The sequence below is a fragment of the Vibrio sp. Vb1166 genome (assembly GCF_033338695.1).
GTDB lineage: Bacteria > Pseudomonadota > Gammaproteobacteria > Enterobacterales > Vibrionaceae > Vibrio > Vibrio alginolyticus.
The window spans coordinates 97,739-117,486 of the sequence record NZ_JAWOTE010000016.1 but is presented as its reverse complement, the minus strand read 5'-3'; the positions used below and the strand labels follow the sequence as shown (position 1 = coordinate 117,486).

At 45.2% G+C, this 19,748-nt stretch carries 17 protein-coding genes and 1 tRNA gene; 6 read left to right on the top strand and 12 right to left on the bottom strand.

Features of this window, described 5'->3' with window-relative positions:
* Positions 1-98 precede the first annotated feature (98 nt).
* The 5 genes from dhaR to R7E51_RS16325 form a co-directional block, all read right to left on the bottom strand.
* Positions 99-2,024: a dihydroxyacetone kinase operon transcriptional regulator DhaR gene (dhaR, locus tag R7E51_RS16345; protein ID WP_158159547.1), complete on the bottom strand. Its 1,926-nt coding sequence runs from the start codon at positions 2,022-2,024 to the stop codon at positions 99-101.
* A gap of 145 nt (positions 2,025-2,169) precedes the next feature.
* A complete protein-coding gene (locus R7E51_RS16340; RefSeq protein WP_005379708.1) occupies positions 2,170-2,700 on the bottom strand; it encodes an MltR family transcriptional regulator in 531 nt (176 codons plus the stop codon).
* An 86-nt stretch (positions 2,701-2,786) separates the two neighbouring features.
* Positions 2,787-3,935 carry a mannitol-1-phosphate 5-dehydrogenase gene (locus R7E51_RS16335; protein WP_206958030.1) on the bottom strand — a complete coding sequence of 383 codons (1,149 nt, stop codon included), beginning with the start codon at positions 3,933-3,935 and terminating at the stop codon, positions 2,787-2,789.
* Between the two features lie 111 nt (positions 3,936-4,046).
* Positions 4,047-5,999, bottom strand: a complete 1,953-nt coding sequence (locus tag R7E51_RS16330; protein ID WP_033906054.1) for a PTS mannitol transporter subunit IICBA — start codon at positions 5,997-5,999, stop codon at positions 4,047-4,049.
* 595 nt (positions 6,000-6,594) lie between these two features.
* Positions 6,595-8,358: a lysophospholipid acyltransferase family protein gene (locus tag R7E51_RS16325; RefSeq protein WP_206958032.1), complete on the bottom strand. Its 1,764-nt coding sequence runs from the start codon at positions 8,356-8,358 to the stop codon at positions 6,595-6,597.
* Positions 8,359-8,591: 233 nt separating this feature from the next.
* On the opposite strand from R7E51_RS16325, the gene R7E51_RS16320 reads away from it, so the two are divergent.
* Positions 8,592-9,311, top strand: coding sequence for an SIMPL domain-containing protein (locus R7E51_RS16320; RefSeq protein ID WP_005379714.1), 720 nt, complete (start codon positions 8,592-8,594; stop codon positions 9,309-9,311).
* Between the two features lie 223 nt (positions 9,312-9,534).
* The gene (locus R7E51_RS16315) at positions 9,535-9,810 is read left to right on the top strand and encodes a hypothetical protein (RefSeq protein WP_005379716.1); all 276 of its coding nucleotides are present in this window, start codon (positions 9,535-9,537) and stop codon (positions 9,808-9,810) included.
* Positions 9,811-9,905: 95 nt separating this feature from the next.
* Here the strand turns inward: R7E51_RS16315 and R7E51_RS16310 are convergent, their stop codons facing one another.
* From R7E51_RS16310 to rpsU, 6 genes are all read right to left on the bottom strand, one after another.
* On the bottom strand, positions 9,906-10,709 hold the full coding sequence (locus tag R7E51_RS16310; protein WP_017633488.1) for a MetQ/NlpA family ABC transporter substrate-binding protein: 804 nt from the start codon (positions 10,707-10,709) through the stop codon (positions 9,906-9,908).
* 261 nt (positions 10,710-10,970) lie between these two features.
* Positions 10,971-11,046, bottom strand: a tRNA-Ile gene (locus tag R7E51_RS16305).
* Between the two features lie 155 nt (positions 11,047-11,201).
* Entirely contained in the window at positions 11,202-13,064 is a 1,863-nt protein-coding gene (gene rpoD, locus R7E51_RS16300; RefSeq protein WP_005395986.1) for an RNA polymerase sigma factor RpoD, read from the bottom strand.
* Between the two features lie 99 nt (positions 13,065-13,163).
* Positions 13,164-14,930, bottom strand: a complete 1,767-nt coding sequence (gene dnaG / locus R7E51_RS16295; protein ID WP_005379719.1) for a DNA primase — start codon at positions 14,928-14,930, stop codon at positions 13,164-13,166.
* A gap of 149 nt (positions 14,931-15,079) precedes the next feature.
* A complete protein-coding gene (locus tag R7E51_RS16290) occupies positions 15,080-15,523 on the bottom strand; it encodes a GatB/YqeY domain-containing protein (protein WP_005379720.1) in 444 nt (147 codons plus the stop codon).
* Positions 15,524-15,550: 27 nt separating this feature from the next.
* Complete coding sequence (gene rpsU, locus R7E51_RS16285; RefSeq protein WP_001145625.1) at positions 15,551-15,766, bottom strand: 30S ribosomal protein S21; 216 nt, start codon at positions 15,764-15,766, stop codon at positions 15,551-15,553.
* Between the two features lie 230 nt (positions 15,767-15,996).
* Here rpsU and tsaD point away from each other — a divergent pair, with 230 nt between their 5' ends.
* Positions 15,997-17,013: a tRNA (adenosine(37)-N6)-threonylcarbamoyltransferase complex transferase subunit TsaD gene (tsaD, locus tag R7E51_RS16280; protein ID WP_005379854.1), complete on the top strand. Its 1,017-nt coding sequence runs from the start codon at positions 15,997-15,999 to the stop codon at positions 17,011-17,013.
* A 176-nt stretch (positions 17,014-17,189) separates the two neighbouring features.
* Entirely contained in the window at positions 17,190-18,005 is an 816-nt protein-coding gene (locus R7E51_RS16275) for an alpha/beta fold hydrolase (RefSeq protein WP_206958034.1), read from the top strand.
* Positions 18,006-18,039: 34 nt separating this feature from the next.
* Here the strand turns inward: R7E51_RS16275 and plsY are convergent, their stop codons facing one another.
* Positions 18,040-18,651 carry a glycerol-3-phosphate 1-O-acyltransferase PlsY gene (gene plsY, locus R7E51_RS16270; protein WP_005379857.1) on the bottom strand — a complete coding sequence of 204 codons (612 nt, stop codon included), beginning with the start codon at positions 18,649-18,651 and terminating at the stop codon, positions 18,040-18,042.
* A 250-nt stretch (positions 18,652-18,901) separates the two neighbouring features.
* On the opposite strand from plsY, the gene folB reads away from it, so the two are divergent.
* A complete protein-coding gene (gene folB / locus R7E51_RS16265) occupies positions 18,902-19,261 on the top strand; it encodes a bifunctional dihydroneopterin aldolase/7,8-dihydroneopterin epimerase (protein WP_005379859.1) in 360 nt (119 codons plus the stop codon).
* A complete protein-coding gene (gene folK / locus R7E51_RS16260) occupies positions 19,258-19,740 on the top strand; it encodes a 2-amino-4-hydroxy-6-hydroxymethyldihydropteridine diphosphokinase (protein ID WP_005387457.1) in 483 nt (160 codons plus the stop codon). The genes folB and folK overlap by 4 nt, the downstream gene beginning before the upstream one ends.
* Positions 19,741-19,748 lie beyond the last annotated feature (8 nt).

The following is a 19,748-nucleotide window of genomic DNA, read 5'->3' as shown; positions in this document are numbered from 1 at the left end:
TTGGCGCTGGACTAAACAAAGGCCCCCTTTTAGGGGGCTCACACAAAGCCACCTTCTTTAGAAGGTGGTAATTTACTCTAGGAACGCCAATTCACGACTTAATACAGCTTCATTTGCTCCTGCAGCCCAAACTTATTAATTTTTCTCCATAAGGTCGTGCGGCCAATTTGCAATGCTTTCGCCATATCATGCATTTTGCCATCACACTGATTCCAAGCTTGAACGATAGCTCTTCTCTCGGCTTCTTCTAACGTGATTACTGGCGTATTTTCTGCGGTATGGCGAGAATTCAGTTTAATGTCTTCAGGAATATCGTTCAGCTTGATTAAGTTCGAACTGCGATTAAGCAAAATTCGCTCAGTTCGGTTTCTTAATTCGGAGTTATTGCCTGACCAACGAAAATTCATCAACGCTTCCAGTGCGACTGGCTCTATCGAGATAGTCACATTGTGGCGGCGTTCGTAATGGCTGATAAGCTGCTGGACGAGAAATTCAATGTCTTCTTTACGCTTTCGTAGTGGTGGAATGTGCAGCTCGTTCGAGGAGATTTCATAATAAAGTTGCCGACCAAATGAGCGCTGAGTGACATACTCGCTGATCTCTGAAGCGGTGCTCGTGATAAGTTGAAAGTCTACGGGGATCAATCGCAAACTGTCGCTGCGGCTGACGAGCCCAGTTTTTAACAACTTAAGTAGCACGGCTTGTAAATCGGGCGACAGATATTCCACCTTTTCTAAAAAGAGCGTACCGCCATGGGCGAGCTCAAACTTTGAAGGCATGCCTTGCCCTTCGTCATACCCCAGAGTTTCTTTGACCAGTTGCTCTGTATTGATGGAGCGGCAGTTGAGCGTAATGAACGGCCCTTCTTTGTAGGTGCTTTCGTTATGAATCGCCATGGCGAGAGTGGCTTTTCCTACACCTTCTTCACCCGTAATTAGAATCGGTGATTTGGACTTTATGGCCCGTTTTGCCACGGTAATGACATGCTTCATTTTTCGTGAAATGACGGGCAAAGTGCTGAACGTATAGCGCGCACTGCCACCTATTTGTTGTTGAGCAAGTTCGCGAATTTTATCGATAGGGTGCAAGAACAATAAGTGTGTGCCGTCGTTGAGTGGACGCAAGGTGATGATCGCCTCAACAAACTCGCCACGAACCTCTACCGTTGTGAGTTTACGGTTTATGCTCGCACCTGACTCAATACTAGTAAGGACATTCGGTGGGAAGCGCAAAACAGAAAAGACTTCTTTATCCAAGACCTGACTGGCTTCAATGTTTAACAAACGCTCGGACTGGTGATTTACCATGGTGATGCGATTTTCTTCATCCCACGCTAGAAGGCCGTCATCCATGCACTCTAACGTTGCGTTATGCGCACAAGTGAGGCGGTTCATGTTCTCTTGTTCCGACTGAATGTGGATTTGCAAGCTGACTTCTTTCGCGCTCGACGCGATGATGACTAAGTCTTCTTTCTTATAGCTTTCCGCTTTTCTGAAAAGGCATGTTGTACCGCGTAATTTGCCAAATTGGTCAAAAACAGGCGCCGCTACAGAGGCATAAGAGTGCAAGTGGCGATTGAAATGTTCGGCGGCAAAAACTTCACACGGGATATGAGTATTGATACAGAGATTGACTGCATTTGTGCCTATCTTTCCTTCGGAGAGAAAACAGCCTTGTTTTATGCCGAGCGTTTGCATCTCTTGTCGCATAGAGTCGTGCCCGACGGTGGAGAGAATACAGCCGTTGCCATCGGTTACCATCAATACCAGGTCTTCGTCCCCTAGCATGTCGTAAGTGTCTTCAAGTACGGTCGTGGCGCATTCGATGAGATGTTCGTTGCGCTTCATTAGAGATGAGAAGGTAAATCCAGAGGCAATATGTGGTTTTGACCAGGTGTAAGGGCTGCATTGCTTTATGCAACGCTCCCACGACTCGAGGACGGGAGTGCGGGAAAATTCTGGAGATACCCAGTGGTGTTTCTGGAAAAACTCCCACTTAGTTTTAGTGTCTTCGATTGAAAGCATGCGATACCGTTTCAATACTAGCGATAGATTGGTCTGATGTTACAGAGACATCGGAATATGGACTGTGATGGCTTTCACGCACGTTGTATAGAAGAATGTGCAAAAAGAGGGGCGAGTTGAGGAGGCTTCCTTGCCAGTTTTTCGATTAAAAAGGGCTGTCTTTGCCGAGCTCATTGCAAATCTCGACAATGGCAAGTGAGAGCCCTGACTTAATGATTTGTTGTTGACGTTGCAGTTGTAGCTGATAAAACTCAAGGTCGATGTCGTCATCTGGTTCGCTGACTTCCAGTTGTACCATGCCCATTTTCTTCACCAAGTGCAGTTTCTTAATTGGTTCTAGAATATTCGGGTCAGTGAATTCGTAATCTGAAGCGTCACTATTGAGTTGGTTTTTGAGTTTGATGATGTCTTCGATGTCGTGGTAAATGTCATCGGGGAGCACTCCCAAGCCAAACAATAACTTCAAACGAACAGACAGATCGCCCAGCGGTCCAGAGTCTTGTAGCAGCGGACCGACAACCGATTGAACAGCGAAGTTATCTTTACGAAAGATTCTTTGCACCAACCCGTCGATCGAATCGTTAAAAACGTCGACTGCTGCAATGAAAAAGCCTCGTACCGATGGTGCGCTGTTTAATCGCTCAATGATCTCGGTTTCGTTGATGTTATCTGCCATATACTGAATACATTTCTAATTATTAGCTATCCCAACTCTTCAAGCAGAGAAGGACATAGAAGGGGAGCCGAGCTCCCCTAGGTAAATCAAAGTTGGTTGTAAAGTGTCTCGATTTGAGTCACTTCATCACTGTCTTCTGCAAGACCTGTGTATGTCGCTAGCGTCTTCTTCACACCCACTTCTTTTAATGAGTTTTGTAGCTCTACGGCTTGTGGGTCAGTGTCGTTAGTGTACTTCAACGCAGCGGCAATGCCTTTTAAAAGTGTTTTATTTTCAGTGCCATACTCAATTGTACCGAGTAAAGGCTTCACTAATCTATCGTTTGCACCTAATTTACGAATTGGTTGACGACCTACGCGATCAACTTCATCCACTAAGTATGGGTTGGCAAAGCGTCCTAGAATCTTCTCGATGTAAGCATTGTGCATGTCACGGTCGAAACCGTAACGTTTGATCAGCACTTCACCACTCTCTTGCATCGCCTGTTTTACTTCAGCATGAATACTTGGGTCTTCAATCGCTTCACGAATAGTACGATGGCCTTTCAAGCAACCTAGGTAAGCGGTAATGCAGTGACCTGTATTGAGAGTGAACAGCTTGCGTTCTACAAATGCCATTAGGTTGTTGGTTTTTTCCATGCCTGCGATATCAGGGATTTCGCCCTTGAATTGCTGTTCATCCACAATCCATTCGCTAAAGCTTTCTACCGTCACTTCTAGTGGGTCATCGTTCGCTGCTTCTGCTGGTGGCACGATGCGGTCTACCGCTGAATCGACAAAGCCAACCAACTCGTCTGCTTTTGCGTGCAATGATTCATCCAAATGTTTGTACACTTCACCTTTTAGGTGAGTCGTGCCACGAACCATGTTTTCGCACGCGATGATGTTCAACGGTTTTTCGTTGCCTGCCGCAAAGCGCTTTGCAATGCCGGTCGCGATGGTTTTTGCAATGATGTCCAGTACGTTGGGACCTACGGCAGTGGTTACCAAGTCAGTTTTTACAATGCGATCGATTACATCTTCGCTGGTGGAGTTAACAGCGGTGACGTGGGTTACGGTGTCAATCTGGCATTCCGTACCGACCACTTTTACTTTGTATTCTTGTTTGTGGCTAAGTTGATCAACCAGTGGAGCATCAACGTCTGCAAATGTGACCTCGACTTCTGCATCTGCTAATAGTTTACCGATGAAGCCACGACCAATGTTACCTGCGCCAAAATGAACTGCGTTTTTCATAATTCTTACCTACCAATGTCTAAAATGTTGACTTACGAAACTAGGGGGAGGCCAACCGCATAGGGGGTGACAGCTGACCTCATTTGCCTCAGGAGCAAATTAAAGGGGTAATTAAGCCGCTTGTTGACCGCCAAGGATGTTTAGAATCTCTTCCACATCGTTGGTGCTGGTTAGCTTCTCAATTGCCTCCGGCTCATCGAGCGCGTTCGTAATGGTGGTAATCACCTGGATGTGCTCATCGTTCTTAGCGGCAATGCCGATAACCAGTTTCGCTACATCATCGTCGTCTTCAGTAAATTGGATACCCGATGGGTATTGGCAGATTACAATGCCGGTTTTCTTCACGCGGTCTTTCGCTTCTACCGTGCCGTGAGGCACTGCGATAGATTCGCCTAGGTAAGTTGGAACCAATGCTTCACGCTCAAACATCGCGTCTACGTATTCTGGTTCTGCGTAGCCAAGTTCGACCAACTTGTTGCCCGCGAAGCGAATCGCTTCTTCTTTGTTGGCAGCTTTCAAACCTAGGTGAATATTTTCACGCTGGATTTGGAACACCGACGTTTGCTGTGGCTCGAAGTTGTCGTCGTTTGCTGCCACGAGCGACACTTTTACCATTTGGTCGTCATTGGCTGCGGATTGGTTTTGTGCTGCTAGTAGTTTGGTGACTAGCTGGTTGTACATCTCGCTGTCTAGGAAGTTAGTCAATGAAATGTGGTGTGCGTTTGGAGCATGCTTACGTGCACGATCCGTTAAGTCTTTATGAGTAATCACGATATCTGCACTCTCTGGTAAGCTGTTAATGGCAAGGTTGGTTACGTGGATGTTCAGACCTGCGTCTTGAACCTTTTTGCGTAGCATGCTCGCGCCCATTGCACTCGAGCCCATGCCCGCATCACAAGCGACAATGATGCTTTGTACTGTCGCTAGGTCTACGTCACCTTTGCTTTGGTTGTTTACCACCGCATCGTTTTTAGATGCAGATTTCATGTCTTTCATTTGTGATGTTGCTTTTTCTAGTGCTGCTTCATCACCGTCTTCTTCTGTTGACGTTTGAGTCTTCATTAGCAGTGCTGCTACGGCGAATGACACGCCTGTTGCTGCTGCGATAGACGCTAGAACACCAACGATTGAGCCTTTCTGAGTCATCAACAAGATTGCAAAGATTGAACCTGGTGATGCTGGAGAAACGATACCTGCGTTAAAGATAGTTAGAACGAATACGCCAGTCATACCACCTGCGATAGCCGCAAGGATTAGGCGAGGGTTCATTAGGATGTATGGGAAGTAAATCTCGTGGATACCGCCGAAGAAGTGGATGATTGATGCACCACCTGCCGTTTGACGAGCCGTACCTTTACCAAACACCATGTAAGCTAGCAGGATACCTAGACCAGGACCTGGGTTTGCTTCGATTAGGAAGAAGATCGATTGACCTGTTTCAGACGCTTGTTGGATACCCAGTGGAGAGAAAATACCGTGGTTGATCGCATTGTTTAGGAACAGGATCTTCGCAGGTTCAACGAAGATTGAAGTCAGTGGTAGTAGGTGAGCAGAAACTAGGAAGTTAACGCCAGCCGCCAAGCCACCAGAAAGAATTTTTACGAATGGACCGATAAAGATGAAGGCAAGGATCGCACATAGCATGCCGATGATGCCCGCAGAGAAGTTGTTAACCAACATCTCGAAGCCACTTTTTACTTTACCATCGATGTAGTTATCGAATTTCTTGATAGCCCAGCCGCCCATTGGGCCGACCATCATTGCCCCCATAAACATTGGGATGTCTGTGCCGACAATCACACCCATTGTTGTGATTGCACCGACTACCGCACCACGATCGCCACCAACTAATTTACCACCGGTGTAACCGATAAGTAGTGGCAGCAAGTAGGTAATCATTGGGCCAACCATAGAGGCTAACGTTTCGTTTGGTAGCCATCCAGTTGGGATAAATAGAGCAGTGATAAAGCCCCACGCGATAAACGCGCCGATGTTTGGCATTACCATGTTTGACAGAAAACGACCAAAATTTTGTATCTTGATCTTGGCATCTGGTGATATCATAACAATTCCCCGTTCGATGTTCTGATGAATCTTGTTGTAGTAAACGGTTCGCCAAAACCGTTTGTTTGATTGCTTAGTACCCAATCAATTTACCACACATTTTCCAATTGGAACTGACAACGGGTTTTTCGTGATCTACGCCCGCATTTCTTAGGCTGAGAAACGGTTTTTAAGTGACCAAGTTCAACTTATTAACTTGTAACTTAATAACAAAAAGCCACTTTTAAATCTGTCAATAAAAATCTTAGTGATCAATCCGATCTTCTGACAAATTTAAAATCAAAATACTTTGTGACTTTGATCACTTTTGATTTTTTTTGAAATTCGAATTAAATACTTGCGATGATCAATATCACGTTTTGTGTTGAGTTGTGGTGGATTTAAAGTGTGACTTGGGTCTGCTTTTGTTTTTTGTGAAAGTTTGTGACGGAATTGGTGAGATAAATGCTATCTAGATCTTTCGATAGATTGTATCTATAAGAGTCTTTTCGGCGCACTTCACGGAGCACGCCTAATTAGTTAATGAAAGGGTAAATAAAGAGAGTCGCCACACGGTTCTTCTTGTGATTCCCAACTCTCTACTTAATCACTGTTCTTAATCATCGTTGCTATTAGTATGATAGACGAGGTAGTCATGAGCTTGCTCGCGTCCCATATACCTTGCCAACGTCTTTTCTTGAATATCGCGCAAATCCACCATAATCAATCCATCTAGAGCGTTATTGAATGCAGGGTCGATGTTGAAGCATACCAGCTTGCCATTGAGGCTTAAGTACTGACGCAGCAAAACGGGCACTCCTTTCCCTTCATCGATTCTGGCAATGACACGTGACAATAGCTGTAAATCACCCAGAGCGGTGAGCATGCTGGTATTCCAGTCACGGTGGTGCTCAGGAAGTGGGTTAGAAGGCGTGACGTATTCTGCACAGTTGTTGTCGTAGTGGTGCAGTGTCATTGATTGAGCCAGTAATTGACGTGCAGTATCGCTATAATCGTTGCTAATGCTTACCGGACCAAATAGGTGAGTGTAATCAGGATTTTGATGAACGAAGGTTGCGATGCCTTTCCACAGCAACAGTAGCGCGCTCATGCTCTTCTGATATTGCTGTGCAATCACTGAGCGCCCCATTTCGATGGATTTACCCATTTGGTCTATAAAGCGTTGGTCATAGTTAAACAACGTTCGTGAATACAGACCTGCTACGCCGCGCTTTTCAATCAGTTGATCAACTAGACCTAAACGATACGCGCCCACCAAGCATTGGTTTTCTCTGTCCCACACAAACAGATGCAGGTAATCATGATCGAAATGGTCAATGTCTATTGCTAGTCCTGTCCCTTCGCCAACCTGTCGAAAATTGAGCTCACGTAGGCGACCAATTTCATGCAGTAGGGAAGGGATGTTCTGCGACTCCGTGCAGTAAACATCGAATTCACCACTTGTTAGCAGCTTGGACTCTTTTGGTAAGTTGTTCAGCTCTTCAAGCAATTCGCCTACGGGTAACCCTGCCGCTATTGGAGAGAGCATTTCTGATGAAGAAGAAGGCTTCACTGAATGGGTTTCACGATTGAGCAAGTAAGTGTTGAGCCGCAAATAGTTCACCACTTGATCATCGTTAAGTGTGTTGATCTCTTTGAATTTGATCACTTGGCCAAAAGATAAATCAATGGTTTGCGCATGTTTGTTTAGCAACTCTCGACCAAGCAGTAGGGTACGCAAAAGTGGATGGATTTTCCCTGCCATATAGAAGCGTTTCGAGTTCTGACCACTGATGAACACTGGAACTGTTGTTGCTTTGTTTTTTCGGATTAGGCTGCTTACGCTTCGACTCCACGCTTTGTCTTCCAAGCGTTGCTGTTTGGCATCGACTAACTGGGAAACCTCGCCGGCAGGAAAGACAAGCAATAAGCCGCCACTTGCGAGGTGTTTATTGGCCGCTCTCAGGGCTTTCATATTCGATTTGACGGCGTCTTTGCCTTCAAATACATCGACACCAATAAAGAGCTGATCTAACTCCGGCACGGTTTTCAGGTATTGATTGGCTAGGATTTGGATATCGTCTCTGACCATCAACAGTAATTCAGCCAAGATCACGCCTTCCACACAACCAAGCGGATGGTTCGCCACAATGACGGTAGCACCTTGTTTGGGAACTGAATCGAGTGAACCATGAGCAATACGATAGTCGATACCTAAGACATCCAGCGTGAAGCGGAGAAAAGTTTTGGTATCGGCATTAACGGGGCGTTGGGCGTAGAACTTATCAAGTTGGTTTAAACCGGTTGCCCATTCAGCAACGTTTTCACCAATGCCAAACGGCGTTTTACGTGGGAGACGAAAAGGGGTCGAACTATCCATATTTACCTCAGCGTACAAGTTGCTGATTGGATAGTAGAAATTACAGATGACAATTCAGAGGCAAAAGCATGAGCCTTTGGTGACAAACCAATGAAGCTTTATTGACTAAAGAAAACGGTATATCACTGTGCTATGAATCAAAACTCGCGTTATGTCTCCCTCTTAAAACAAGAGATAGGCTATCTTATCTAGAACAAAGATTAAGCTAAGTTGATATTTATCAGGGGGAAATAATGGAACGAGTTTCCAATAAAGCAGCACTTTGGATTGGGCTAAGTTTGATACTTGGTCTTGGCATACTTGGCTATTTTATGCAGCAGACGGCGGTGAAATACCGAGCCTATGAAAGAGTCGTGACAGTAAAAGGTTTGTCGGAGCGTGAGTATCCTGCTGATACGGTGATTTGGCCGATTCAATTTACTCTAGCGAGTAATGATATGGGAGCCATGTTTGATGAAATTGACCAGCAAACTCGTTTGATTTTGGACTTTCTAAGTGCCAAAGGGCTTCCTGAAACCAGCGTTTCCCTTTCTTCCCCAGCGGTCATTGACAGAAAAGCACAGCAATATGGGAGCGAGCAAGACATTGAGTATCGTTATTTGGCCTCGCGAACCGTTACGGTTTATAGCCAGAGTGTTGATGTTGTTCGAGCGGCAATCAATGAAATAGGTGAGCTAGGAAAGCAAGGCGTTTTGCTTAACCAAGATCCTTATGCAAATCGTGTTGAGTACAGCTTTACTAAGCTGAATGATGTGAAGCCAGACATGATCGAAGAAGCGACTAAGAATGCGCGTGAAGTGGCTGAGAAATTTGCGAAAGACTCACAGAGTTCACTGGGTAAGATCAAACGTGCAACTCAAGGGCAGTTCTCGATTTATGACCGAGACAGCAACACGCCTTACATTAAGAAAGTACGAGTGGTATCGACGGTTCAATATTACTTATCTGATTAAAGTTGCGCTCATATAGTCAATAGTTGGTCGTTCCATCACCTTCTATTTGTAGAGGTATCTATGCTCTGTGATAGGGAAATCAGTCTTCGCTGACGCTATATACAAGTACTTTTTTATAAAACTAAGTTCTTAACAGTGATGAGGTGAGTTTGATAATAATCAAGCTCACTTGTTTCTTATGAGCGTAAGTTAGTATGACTTATTGCTAGAAGGAATTAGTATCATGGCATACAAGCACTTTGTTAGAGAACTACTGGGTTTAGCGATTGTTGTCTCTGTCGTCTTTGGCGTATTAGGCGTGATGTTAGAGCTCTTCGCACTGACGGCACTTTGGGAGCATCAGCAAACGATAGCCGATGTTTTTTTCCATGAATCTCTCTACTTCATCGTATTTTTAATCCCACCATACTTCCTCTGGAAGTTGATTAACCGCCCTGAATTGGTTTCTGCTGATCAAGCTTATTTGGCAATGAAGTTAGAGGCTGAAAGTCGACAATGAGTCGATTTAGTGAGTAATGAAAAGAAGAGGCTATGAGAAAACATTAGCCTCTTTTCTATCTGATTCGTGGGGCAAAGTATTCGCTGCTTTATTGATTAAAAAGCTGCTTCGATTGTGCCTTTGAAAGTGCGATCGAGATAATCACGAATCGCTTGAGATTGATAAATAGAAACGAACTTTTTATACGCTTCATTATTTTTGTCTGCGTCACGAGTGGCGATGACCATGACTGCTAATGGGGCGTCTTTTGCTTCAAGATAGATACTTTGTTTCTTCGGATCTAAACCAGAAGACATTACGTAGTTCATTGTAATCGCAGCCGCGTCCACATCATCTAATGTTCTTGGTAGCTGAGCGGCATCTACCTCGACAAATTCAAATGATTTTGCGTTTTTTGTGATATCAGTTAGGGCGGCTTTATGGCCAACACCCTGTTTCAGCTCAATTAAACCTGCATCGGCGAGTAGCAACAGACCACGACCACCGTTGGTAGGGTCATTTGGAAGCGCTATACGTGCATTGTTTGGAAGCTCTTGCAGTGAGCGATACTTATTGGAATAAAGCCCCATACGCATAAGAATGGACTGACCAATTGATACTAATTGGGCGTTATGGCTACTGTTGAAGTTGTCTAAAAATGGCTGGTGCTGATAGCTATTAATATCGATGCTACCATCGCTAAGAGCGGCATTAGGTGTCACGTAGTCAGAAAACTCAATGACTTCGACATTCAAACCTTGCTTCGCTGCCTCCTTCGCTACCGCCTCGACTACTTGTGCATGTGGTCCAACTGTCGCGCCCACTTTAATGACAGAGTCATCTTTTTCTCCACAAGCGCTTAAGCCGACTACTGCCGTGAGAATCAAAGCTAGTTTCTTTAAGTGACCAATACTTTTCATTGTAGCTCCATTTTTTCTTTAGACGTCCATACGTTTATATGTCCATACTATCAGAAGTTGTCTGAGGGTCAATGGTTTAAATCACGAGCAGACATTTTGTTTCTATTGCTCGTATAGAAAGCCAGATAATAGTTAAAGAAGAGGGGAAGAAGAAAAGCTATTACGAGGTTAGTGACGAGTTACCGCAACCGAAACTGTACCCAAAGATATAAGATACAAAAAAGGCGTAGTAGGTATTAACCTGCTACGCCTTTCGAAATATGGTGGCCCCTCGCAGACTTGAACTGCGGACCAATCGATTATGAGTCGACTGCTCTAACCACTGAGCTAAGGGGCCTTAATAGGACAACGATTATAGGGGAAGCGTTGCAAGGTGTCTAGATACCAACTAGGGCAATTGCGCTTAGTTTTTATCCACTTAGAACAGTAGATAATAAAAAAGGTGACCTAAAGTCACCTTTTTTGATTTCTAAAAGCTTGTATGCGCTGCGATTATTCGTCTAGGAAGCTGCGCAGAGTCTCTGAGCGGCTTGGGTGACGAAGTTTACGTAGTGCTTTTGCTTCGATCTGACGGATACGCTCACGAGTAACGTCGAACTGCTTACCAACTTCTTCTAGAGTATGGTCAGTGTTCATGTCGATACCAAAGCGCATACGAAGTACTTTCGCTTCACGTGGCGTTAGACCTGCAAGCACGTCTTTTGTTGCCACTTTAAGGCTAGTTGCTGTTGCAGAATCTAGCGGAAGTTCTAGCGTTGTATCTTCGATAAAATCACCTAGATGCGAATCTTCGTCGTCACCGATTGGTGTCTCCATTGAGATAGGCTCTTTAGCGATTTTTAGAACTTTACGAATCTTGTCTTCTGGCATTTGCATGCGCTCTGCCAGTTCTTCCGGTAGTGGCTCGCGACCCATCTCTTGCAACATTTGACGAGAAATACGGTTTAGCTTGTTGATCGTTTCGATCATGTGTACCGGGATACGAATCGTACGTGCTTGGTCCGCGATTGAACGAGTGATTGCCTGACGGATCCACCACGTTGCGTAAGTCGAGAACTTGTAACCACGACGATATTCGAACTTATCTACCGCTTTCATCAGACCGATGTTACCTTCCTGGATCAGATCCAAGAACTGTAGGCCACGGTTGGTGTATTTCTTCGCGATAGAAATTACAAGACGCAAGTTCGCTTCAACCATCTCTTTCTTCGCACGGCGAGCTTTTGCTTCACCGATAGACATACGACGGCTGATGTCTTTAATGTTCTGTACGTTTAGAGAAGTCTCTTCTTCAATCATTTTTAGCTTAGCGATTGAACGACGGATTTCTTCTTCGTTACGTTTGATCTTTTCAGCGTATGGCTTGTCTGAAGCAAGAACTTCATCCAGCCAAGCTTCACTTGATTCATTACCAGTGAACAGCGCGATGAATGATTTCTTCGGCATTTTGCCGTATTCAACCACTGACTTCATGATCAGACGCTCTTGTGTACGAACGCGATCCATAGCAGTACGCAGTTCATTCACTAGGTGATCAAACTGTTTAGGCGTTAGACGAAACTCGCGGAATACGTCTAGCATCATTTCATTAGCAACGGTTGCTTTCGGGCTGTTATAGCCGTACTCGTTGATTGCTAATTGAAGATTTTGATAGGTGCTGCGTAGTTGGTTGAATTTCTCTAGCGCTAATTCAGGATCGATACCTACATCTTCTTCAGAATCATCTGAATCGTCATCGCTATCTTCGTCGTCATCAACGTCTTCATCGTCTTCTTCTTCTAACTGAGATTCAGTCAGTTCAGAACCGATGTGTGTTGCCGTTGGTGCAGCGGTGTCGTCAGCATCTGGATCTACAAAACCTGAAATTAGGTCTGTAAGACGTAGTTCTTCAGCTTGAACTTTGTCAAATTGCTCAAGAATGTACGGAATTGTGCCTGGGTATTCAGCAACAGACGATTGAACTTGGTTAATACCTTCTTCAATACGTTTTGCGATGTCGATTTCGCCTTCGCGAGTTAGAAGTTCGACAGTACCCATCTCACGCATGTACATACGTACTGGGTCTGTTGTACGACCAATCTCACTCTCTACGCTAGAAAGTGCAGCGGCTGCAGCTTCGGCTGCATCTTCATCGGTAATATTTGTGTCATCGTTCAGTGCTAAATCATCAGCATCAGGAGCAGTTTCTACTACCTTAATGCCCATGTCGTTGATCATCTGAATGATGTCTTCTACCTGTTCTGAATCTACGATTTCAGCAGGTAGGTGGTCATTTACTTCGGCGTAGGTCAGATAGCCTTGTTCCTTGCCTTTAATAACAAGTGACTTTAGCTGTGACTGCGGATTGTGATCCATAGACGGTATCCAACTTCGTAATCTGGTGAAGGAATCAGTATGCGAAATGCAAACCACTTACTATAACAAATTAAATCGTTGCTGACTAATTAAACAGGGTTACGCTTTTAAATCTAGCATAAGTGCTAGCAGCTCCCTTTTCTCTTCGGCTGATAAACCGACACTTCTTGCTTTGGCCTGCAGGTTTTCAATTTGTTTTTCTACGCACTGGGCAATAATTTTATCCAGTGAGTCTAAAAAGATTTCTTCTTGGTTGTCCTCATCGAGTGGAATGTCCCAACTCGCGAGACGAGACAGAAGGGTCTCATTTTGGCTGTTTCGCCAATGCTCTAATAATTGGCCTGTGTTGATATGGGGATGCGCTTGGCATTTATCAAGTACATCAACAAATAAACTTAGACCAGGAATGGGCAAATCTCTAACGCTAGTTAGATCTGGCACCATACTTACGTATTGTGGGTTTTGAATCAGTAACGCGATCACTTCTCGCATCGGCGTTCGCTTGATTTCTTTATGAGGTTGAGGCCTTTTATCCTCTTTACCTTGTTTTGAAATTAGCTGCTGTAGTTGGCGTTCATCAACCAAACCCAAACGGCGGCCAAGCAATTCTCTCAAGTATAGTCTTAAAGTGCCGCCAGGGACTTTATCAATGAGAGGAACCGCAAGAGTACTCAGTTTTGCCATGCCTTCTTTCGTGCTCATATCGACCTGCTGAGTCAATGAGCTGAACATGAATTCAGACAAGGGCATCGCATTAGACACTTGCTGCTCAAATGCTTGTTTTCCGTTTTGTCGGATATAAGAGTCGGGATCTTCTCCATCCGGCAAAAACATGAATTTTAACTGGCGACCATCAGTTAGGTAAGGCAATGCATTTTCCATGGCACGCCACGCGGCTTCACGGCCTGCGCGGTCACCGTCATAACAACACACGACGGTGCTTGTTTGCCTGAATAACACTTGCAAGTGATCGCCCGTTGTCGAGGTTCCCAATGAGGCAACGGAATAATCTACGCCATATTGAGCAAGCGCGACAACATCCATATAGCCTTCAACCACTAAAATTTGTGGTGGCTCACGGTACGCTTGTAGTACTTCATAAAGGCCATACAACTCTTTACCTTTATGAAATATCGGGGTTTCGGGTGAGTTGAGATATTTTGGTGTCCCATCACCTAATACTCTACCACCAAAGCCTATTACTCGGCCGCGTCTGTCTCGAATAGGAAACATCACTCGACCACGGAATCGGTCGTAGCGGTTGCCTTTATCGTTTTCAATCAACATGCCGCCTGTGACGAGCATGTCTTGGTTTTCTTTATTTTGGCCAAAGTTCTTACGAACTAAATCCCATTCATCAGCCACATAGCCGATGCCAAACTTCTGGACGATTTCACCAGACAGGCCGCGATCTTTTAGATACTCAATCGCCACCTTACTTGCTGGCTGTTTGAGTTGGTTACGATAAAATTGAGCAATGCTGCCCATTAAGTCGTACAGGTTACGTTTTTCACTGCTGCTTGCTTGTGGGCCTGACTGAAACGAACCATTACCGCCGCTACGTTGTTCGCGAGGAACATCTAAACCCAAGTATGAAGCGAGTTCTTCAATGGCTTCGACGAATTCTAGTCGGTCGAATTCCATCAAAAAATCGATGGCATTTCCATGCGCGCCACAACCAAAACAATGGTAGAACTGCTTTTCTTGACTGACACTGAATGAGGGTGTCTTTTCGTTATGGAACGGGCAGCATGCGCCGTAGTTTTTGCCTTTTTTCTTAAGTTTCACACGTGCGTCGATGATATCGACAATATCAAGTCGAGCTAGAAGGTCATCGATAAAACTGCGAGGGATGTGTCCAGCCATAAAACCTAACAAAAAAAGAAGATGATGAGTGGAGTGAATGCCTTAAAAGAATGAGCGTATTGCCCATTGATTTCATTCCATCCATCCAGATACAAACAAGCCGTGCGCTCCAAAGGATAGCACGGCTTGCTGCAATTGGGTGGGGTACCTTAAGCCAATTTAGCGCGAACTAAACCGCTTACTTTACCCATATCTGCACGCCCTTGAATTTGCGGTTTCAGAACGCCCATTACTTTGCCCATGTCTTGCATGCCAGCTGCGCCAGATTCAGCAATCGCGTTCTCGATGAGAGCCGCTACTTCTTCGTCTGTCAGTGGTTGAGGCATAAAGTCCTCAAGAACGGTAATTTCTGCTTGTTCCGCATCAGCAAGATCTTGACGACCCGCTGCTTCAAACTGCGCTACAGAGTCGCGACGTTGTTTAACCATCTTGGTCAATACTGCAAGAATGTCGTCATCGTTCAGAGTAATCTGTTCGTCAACTTCACGTTGCTTGATTGCTGATAGGGCTAAACGAATAGTACCAAGGCGCAATTTGTCCTTGGCTTTCATCGCTAATTTTTGCTCTTCTTTGAGTTGATCAATCAGAGCCATAACTAAATTCCTTTTGGAGCTCAGTTATTAGTACAGGCGAACGCGACGAGCGTTTTCGCGAGCTAGCTTCTTAGCGTGACGCTTTTGAGCTGCTGCTTTAGCGCGTTTGCGAACTGTAGTTGGTTTTTCGTAGTGCTCACGACGACGCACTTCAGAAAGGATACCTGCTTTTTCGCAAGAGCGCTTAAAACGACGTAGAGCAACGTCGAACGGTTCGTTTTCACGTACTTTAACTACTGGCATATGCCTTTCACCTCAGGGGTTATTCGTTAACGCTGGTATTCAACAGACCAAATCACAATTGTTAGGTCTCTTACCAGCTTGATCAAAAATGGTGCGGAATTTTAATCCGATCACAACTACTTTGTAAAGCCTTTTGTCGATTATTGTCTGTACAAAATTTGTTTGCAGCACCAAGGCGAGGTAATATGACGCCCAAATTTCCTCTATACAGAAAGCATACTGAGAAAACCATGCGCATTATTGGTATTGAAACCTCTTGTGACGAGACTGGCATCGCAATTTATGACGATGAAAACGGTCTCTTGTCACACAAGCTATATAGCCAAGTAAAACTGCACGCAGATTACGGCGGTGTGGTGCCTGAGTTGGCTTCACGTGACCACGTAAAGAAAACCATTCCTCTTATTAAAGAGGCACTAAAAGAAGCGAACTTAACTTCAAAAGACATCGATGGTGTCGCGTATACCGCGGGGCCTGGTCTTGTTGGGGCGCTATTAGTGGGTGCGACTATCGGTCGCAGTATTGCTTATGCTTGGGGAGTGCCAGCGGTACCTGTTCATCATATGGAAGGTCACCTATTGGCCCCAATGTTGGAAGATAACCCTCCACCGTTCCCGTTTGTGGCGGTATTAGTATCGGGCGGTCACTCTATGATGGTGGAGGTGAGAGGCATCGGTGAGTACAAAATTCTAGGTGAGTCGATTGATGATGCGGCGGGCGAAGCGTTTGATAAAACAGCGAAGCTAATGGGTTTGGATTACCCAGGCGGTCCACTATTATCTAAACTGGCGGAAAAAGGTACACCGGGCCGCTTTAAGTTCCCGCGCCCAATGACGAATGTGCCAGGTTTGGACATGAGTTTCTCTGGTCTAAAAACCTTTACGGCTAACACGATTGCTGCAAACGGTGATGACGAGCAAACTCGCGCGGACATCGCATTGGCATTTGAAGAGGCTGTGTGTGCTACGTTGGCTATTAAATGTAAGCGCGCGCTTGAGCAAACAGGCATGAAACGCATTGTTATTGCTGGTGGTGTGAGTGCTAACCGTCGTTTGCGAGCTGAGTTAGAGAAGTTAGCGAAGAAAGTTGGCGGCGAAGTTTACTACCCACGTACTGAGTTCTGTACAGATAACGGTGCGATGATCGCTTACGCAGGCATGCAGCGCTTGAAGAATGGTGAAGTGGCTGATATGTCAGTAGAGGCTCGTCCACGTTGGCCAATTGATCAACTAACACCTGTCGCTTAATCAAATTTATGCGGTAAGTTTGAAACCGGTTCTGTGTAATAAAGGTCTCTGCTCCTCAGAGGCCTTTATTTTTAATTATTCAATGAACCGCCTCGTTTTACATTCTGACTGATGCGATCAGTTCGCTATTGTTTCAGTGCTAGGATGACGTGGAAGAATAAGAAATGGATATAACAATGAATAAGTTTGAAATTGAAGGTCAGCAACTTGCTTATCTAGATAAAGGTGAGGGCCCTGTGCTTCTATTTGGTCATAGTTACCTTTGGGATCGCCAAATGTGGGCGCCACAAGTTGAGGTTTTAAGCCAGTCATTCCGTTGTATTGTGCCAGATCTTTGGGCACATGGTGAATCGGACGCTGCACCTGCATCGACACAGTCATTGGCCGACTATGCACAACATATGTTGGCATTGATGGATCATTTAGATATCGAAGAATTCTCGATAGTGGGCTTATCTGTTGGCGGCATGTGGGGAGCTGAGCTAACGGCTCAAGCGCCGCAACGTGTTAAGTCACTGGTATTGATGGATACCTTCATTGGCTGGGAGCCAGAAGTTACGTATAAAAAGTATTTTGCAATGCTTGATACCATCAGCCAAGTCCAAGCAGTGCCTGCGCCAATTATTGAAGCCGTTGTGCCGCTGTTCTTTGCCAACAACGTCAATCAGGATAACCCTAAACTTGTCGCTTCATTCAAACGCAGTTTAGAAGAGCTGAACGGTGAGCGTGCGGTGGAAGTAGCTCGCATGGGGCGCATGGTGTTTGGTCGCCGTGATGTGATTGAAGATTCGGAAAAATTCGCTCTGCCGACGTTAATTGCGGTGGGCTGTGAAGATAAGCCTCGCCCGGTTTTCGAATCGTATTTAATGAAAGACTGTATCACGGGCAGTGAGTTGGTAGAAATTCCGCAAGCGGGACACATCAGTTGTTTAGAACAGCCGGAGTTCGTCAACCAAATGTTGTTGAACTTCCTGAATCGAGTTCATGCGTAACCAATGCATCCCTCTTTAAACGAAAAACTCGGCATTAAGCCGAGTTTTTTTGTGTCAGTTTCTTCTCGCCGATTTTTGGCTCGTCGCCAGACAAAAGCCGACGAATATTTTGATGATGCTTAAATACGATTAAGCAACACAGCATAGCAACAGGTAACGTGTATTGCGGTTTAAACATCCAAGTATAAAACGGAGTGACCAAAACCGTGACGAGAGCCGCTAAGGATGAATAGCGGAATAGCGCGGCTACTGACAGCCAAGTTAACATCACCAATCCTGTTAAGTCCAAACCAATCGGAGCGATAGCGCCAAGCGCGGTTGCGACACCTTTTCCGCCTTTAAAGTGGAAAAAGATGGGGTACATGTGGCCAAGACAGGCAGCAATGGCGATGACGCCAAGAATGATAGGGTCGATACCAAGAAAGTATCCGCCCCACACGGGGATAGTGCCTTTGAGCATATCGCACAACAAGACTGAAACAGCGGCTCCTCGTCCGCCAATACGCAATACGTTCGTTGCTCCAGGATTGTTAGATCCCACACTGCGTGGGTCTGGCAGTTTTAAGAGTCGACAGATCAAAACCGCACTGGAAACCGAACCTAATAAATAGGCGGCCATTGTCATTATCAGTGCCAGTGCGTCCATAGAAGTCCTTGATGGATTGGAATTTAATGCTCGGTTCCCGCGTAGTTGCTATCATACCCCGAATTTACATAATGCAGAAATCCTCACTGTGATAGAGCTTGCATTATGTGATTTCTTGTATATAAAGATGCTTTCGCAGTTTATACCTAAGTAACATTGTGATGACCAAAGTAAATGTTACTTAGGTATAGAATACTACGATCAAATTACCCCTCACGGGTATCCGACCTCTGTAATAGAAGGACATAAGATGGCTCTGGATAAAGTTTTTATTGAACAGTTAGAAGTAATCACCACAATTGGCGTGTACGACTGGGAGCAACAAATCAAACAAAAGTTGGTTCTAGATATTGAAATGGCACACGATAATAAACCTGCGGGCAAAAGTGATGATGTGCAAGATGCACTGGATTATTCGCAGGTGAGTGAGGCGGTACTTAACCACATTGAAAATGGTCGTTTCTTACTGGTCGAGCGCGTGGCTGAAGAAGTAGCAGAGCTTATCATGCTGCGTTTCTCAGTGCCTTGGGTGAAAATCCGCCTAGCGAAGCCTGGCGCCGTGCCGCAAGCACGTGCTGTTGGTGTGGTGATTGAGCGAGGCCGAGCATGATCACCACCTATATCGGTGTTGGGACGAACGTAGAAAGAGAGCAACATGTGCTTGCTGCGTATCAGGAGCTGCAACGGCTTGGAGAAAATCTCCTCGTATCACCGATATATGAATGCGAACCTATTGGTTTTAGCAGCAAGAATTTCTACAACTTTGTCGTTGCAATGCGTACCGAGTTGTCATTAGAAGAGTTGAGCCATCAACTACGCGAGATTGAATTTAAGTGGGGACGCGAAGAAAACGCGCAAAAGTATCAGGATCGAACACTGGATCTCGATATAGTGTTGTTCGGTGAGCGCGTCTCCAAGAAAAAACCTGAGCTACCTCGCAGTGATATCTACAAATATCCTTTTGTCACAAAGCCGCTGTATGATCTCGAACCGCAATTAGTGATCCCAGGCGATGGACGCACAGTCGCAGACATTTGGCATGCTATGCAGCCAGTCGATTCGCTCAAACCCGTTTCCTTTCATTTTTAATTTGAGTT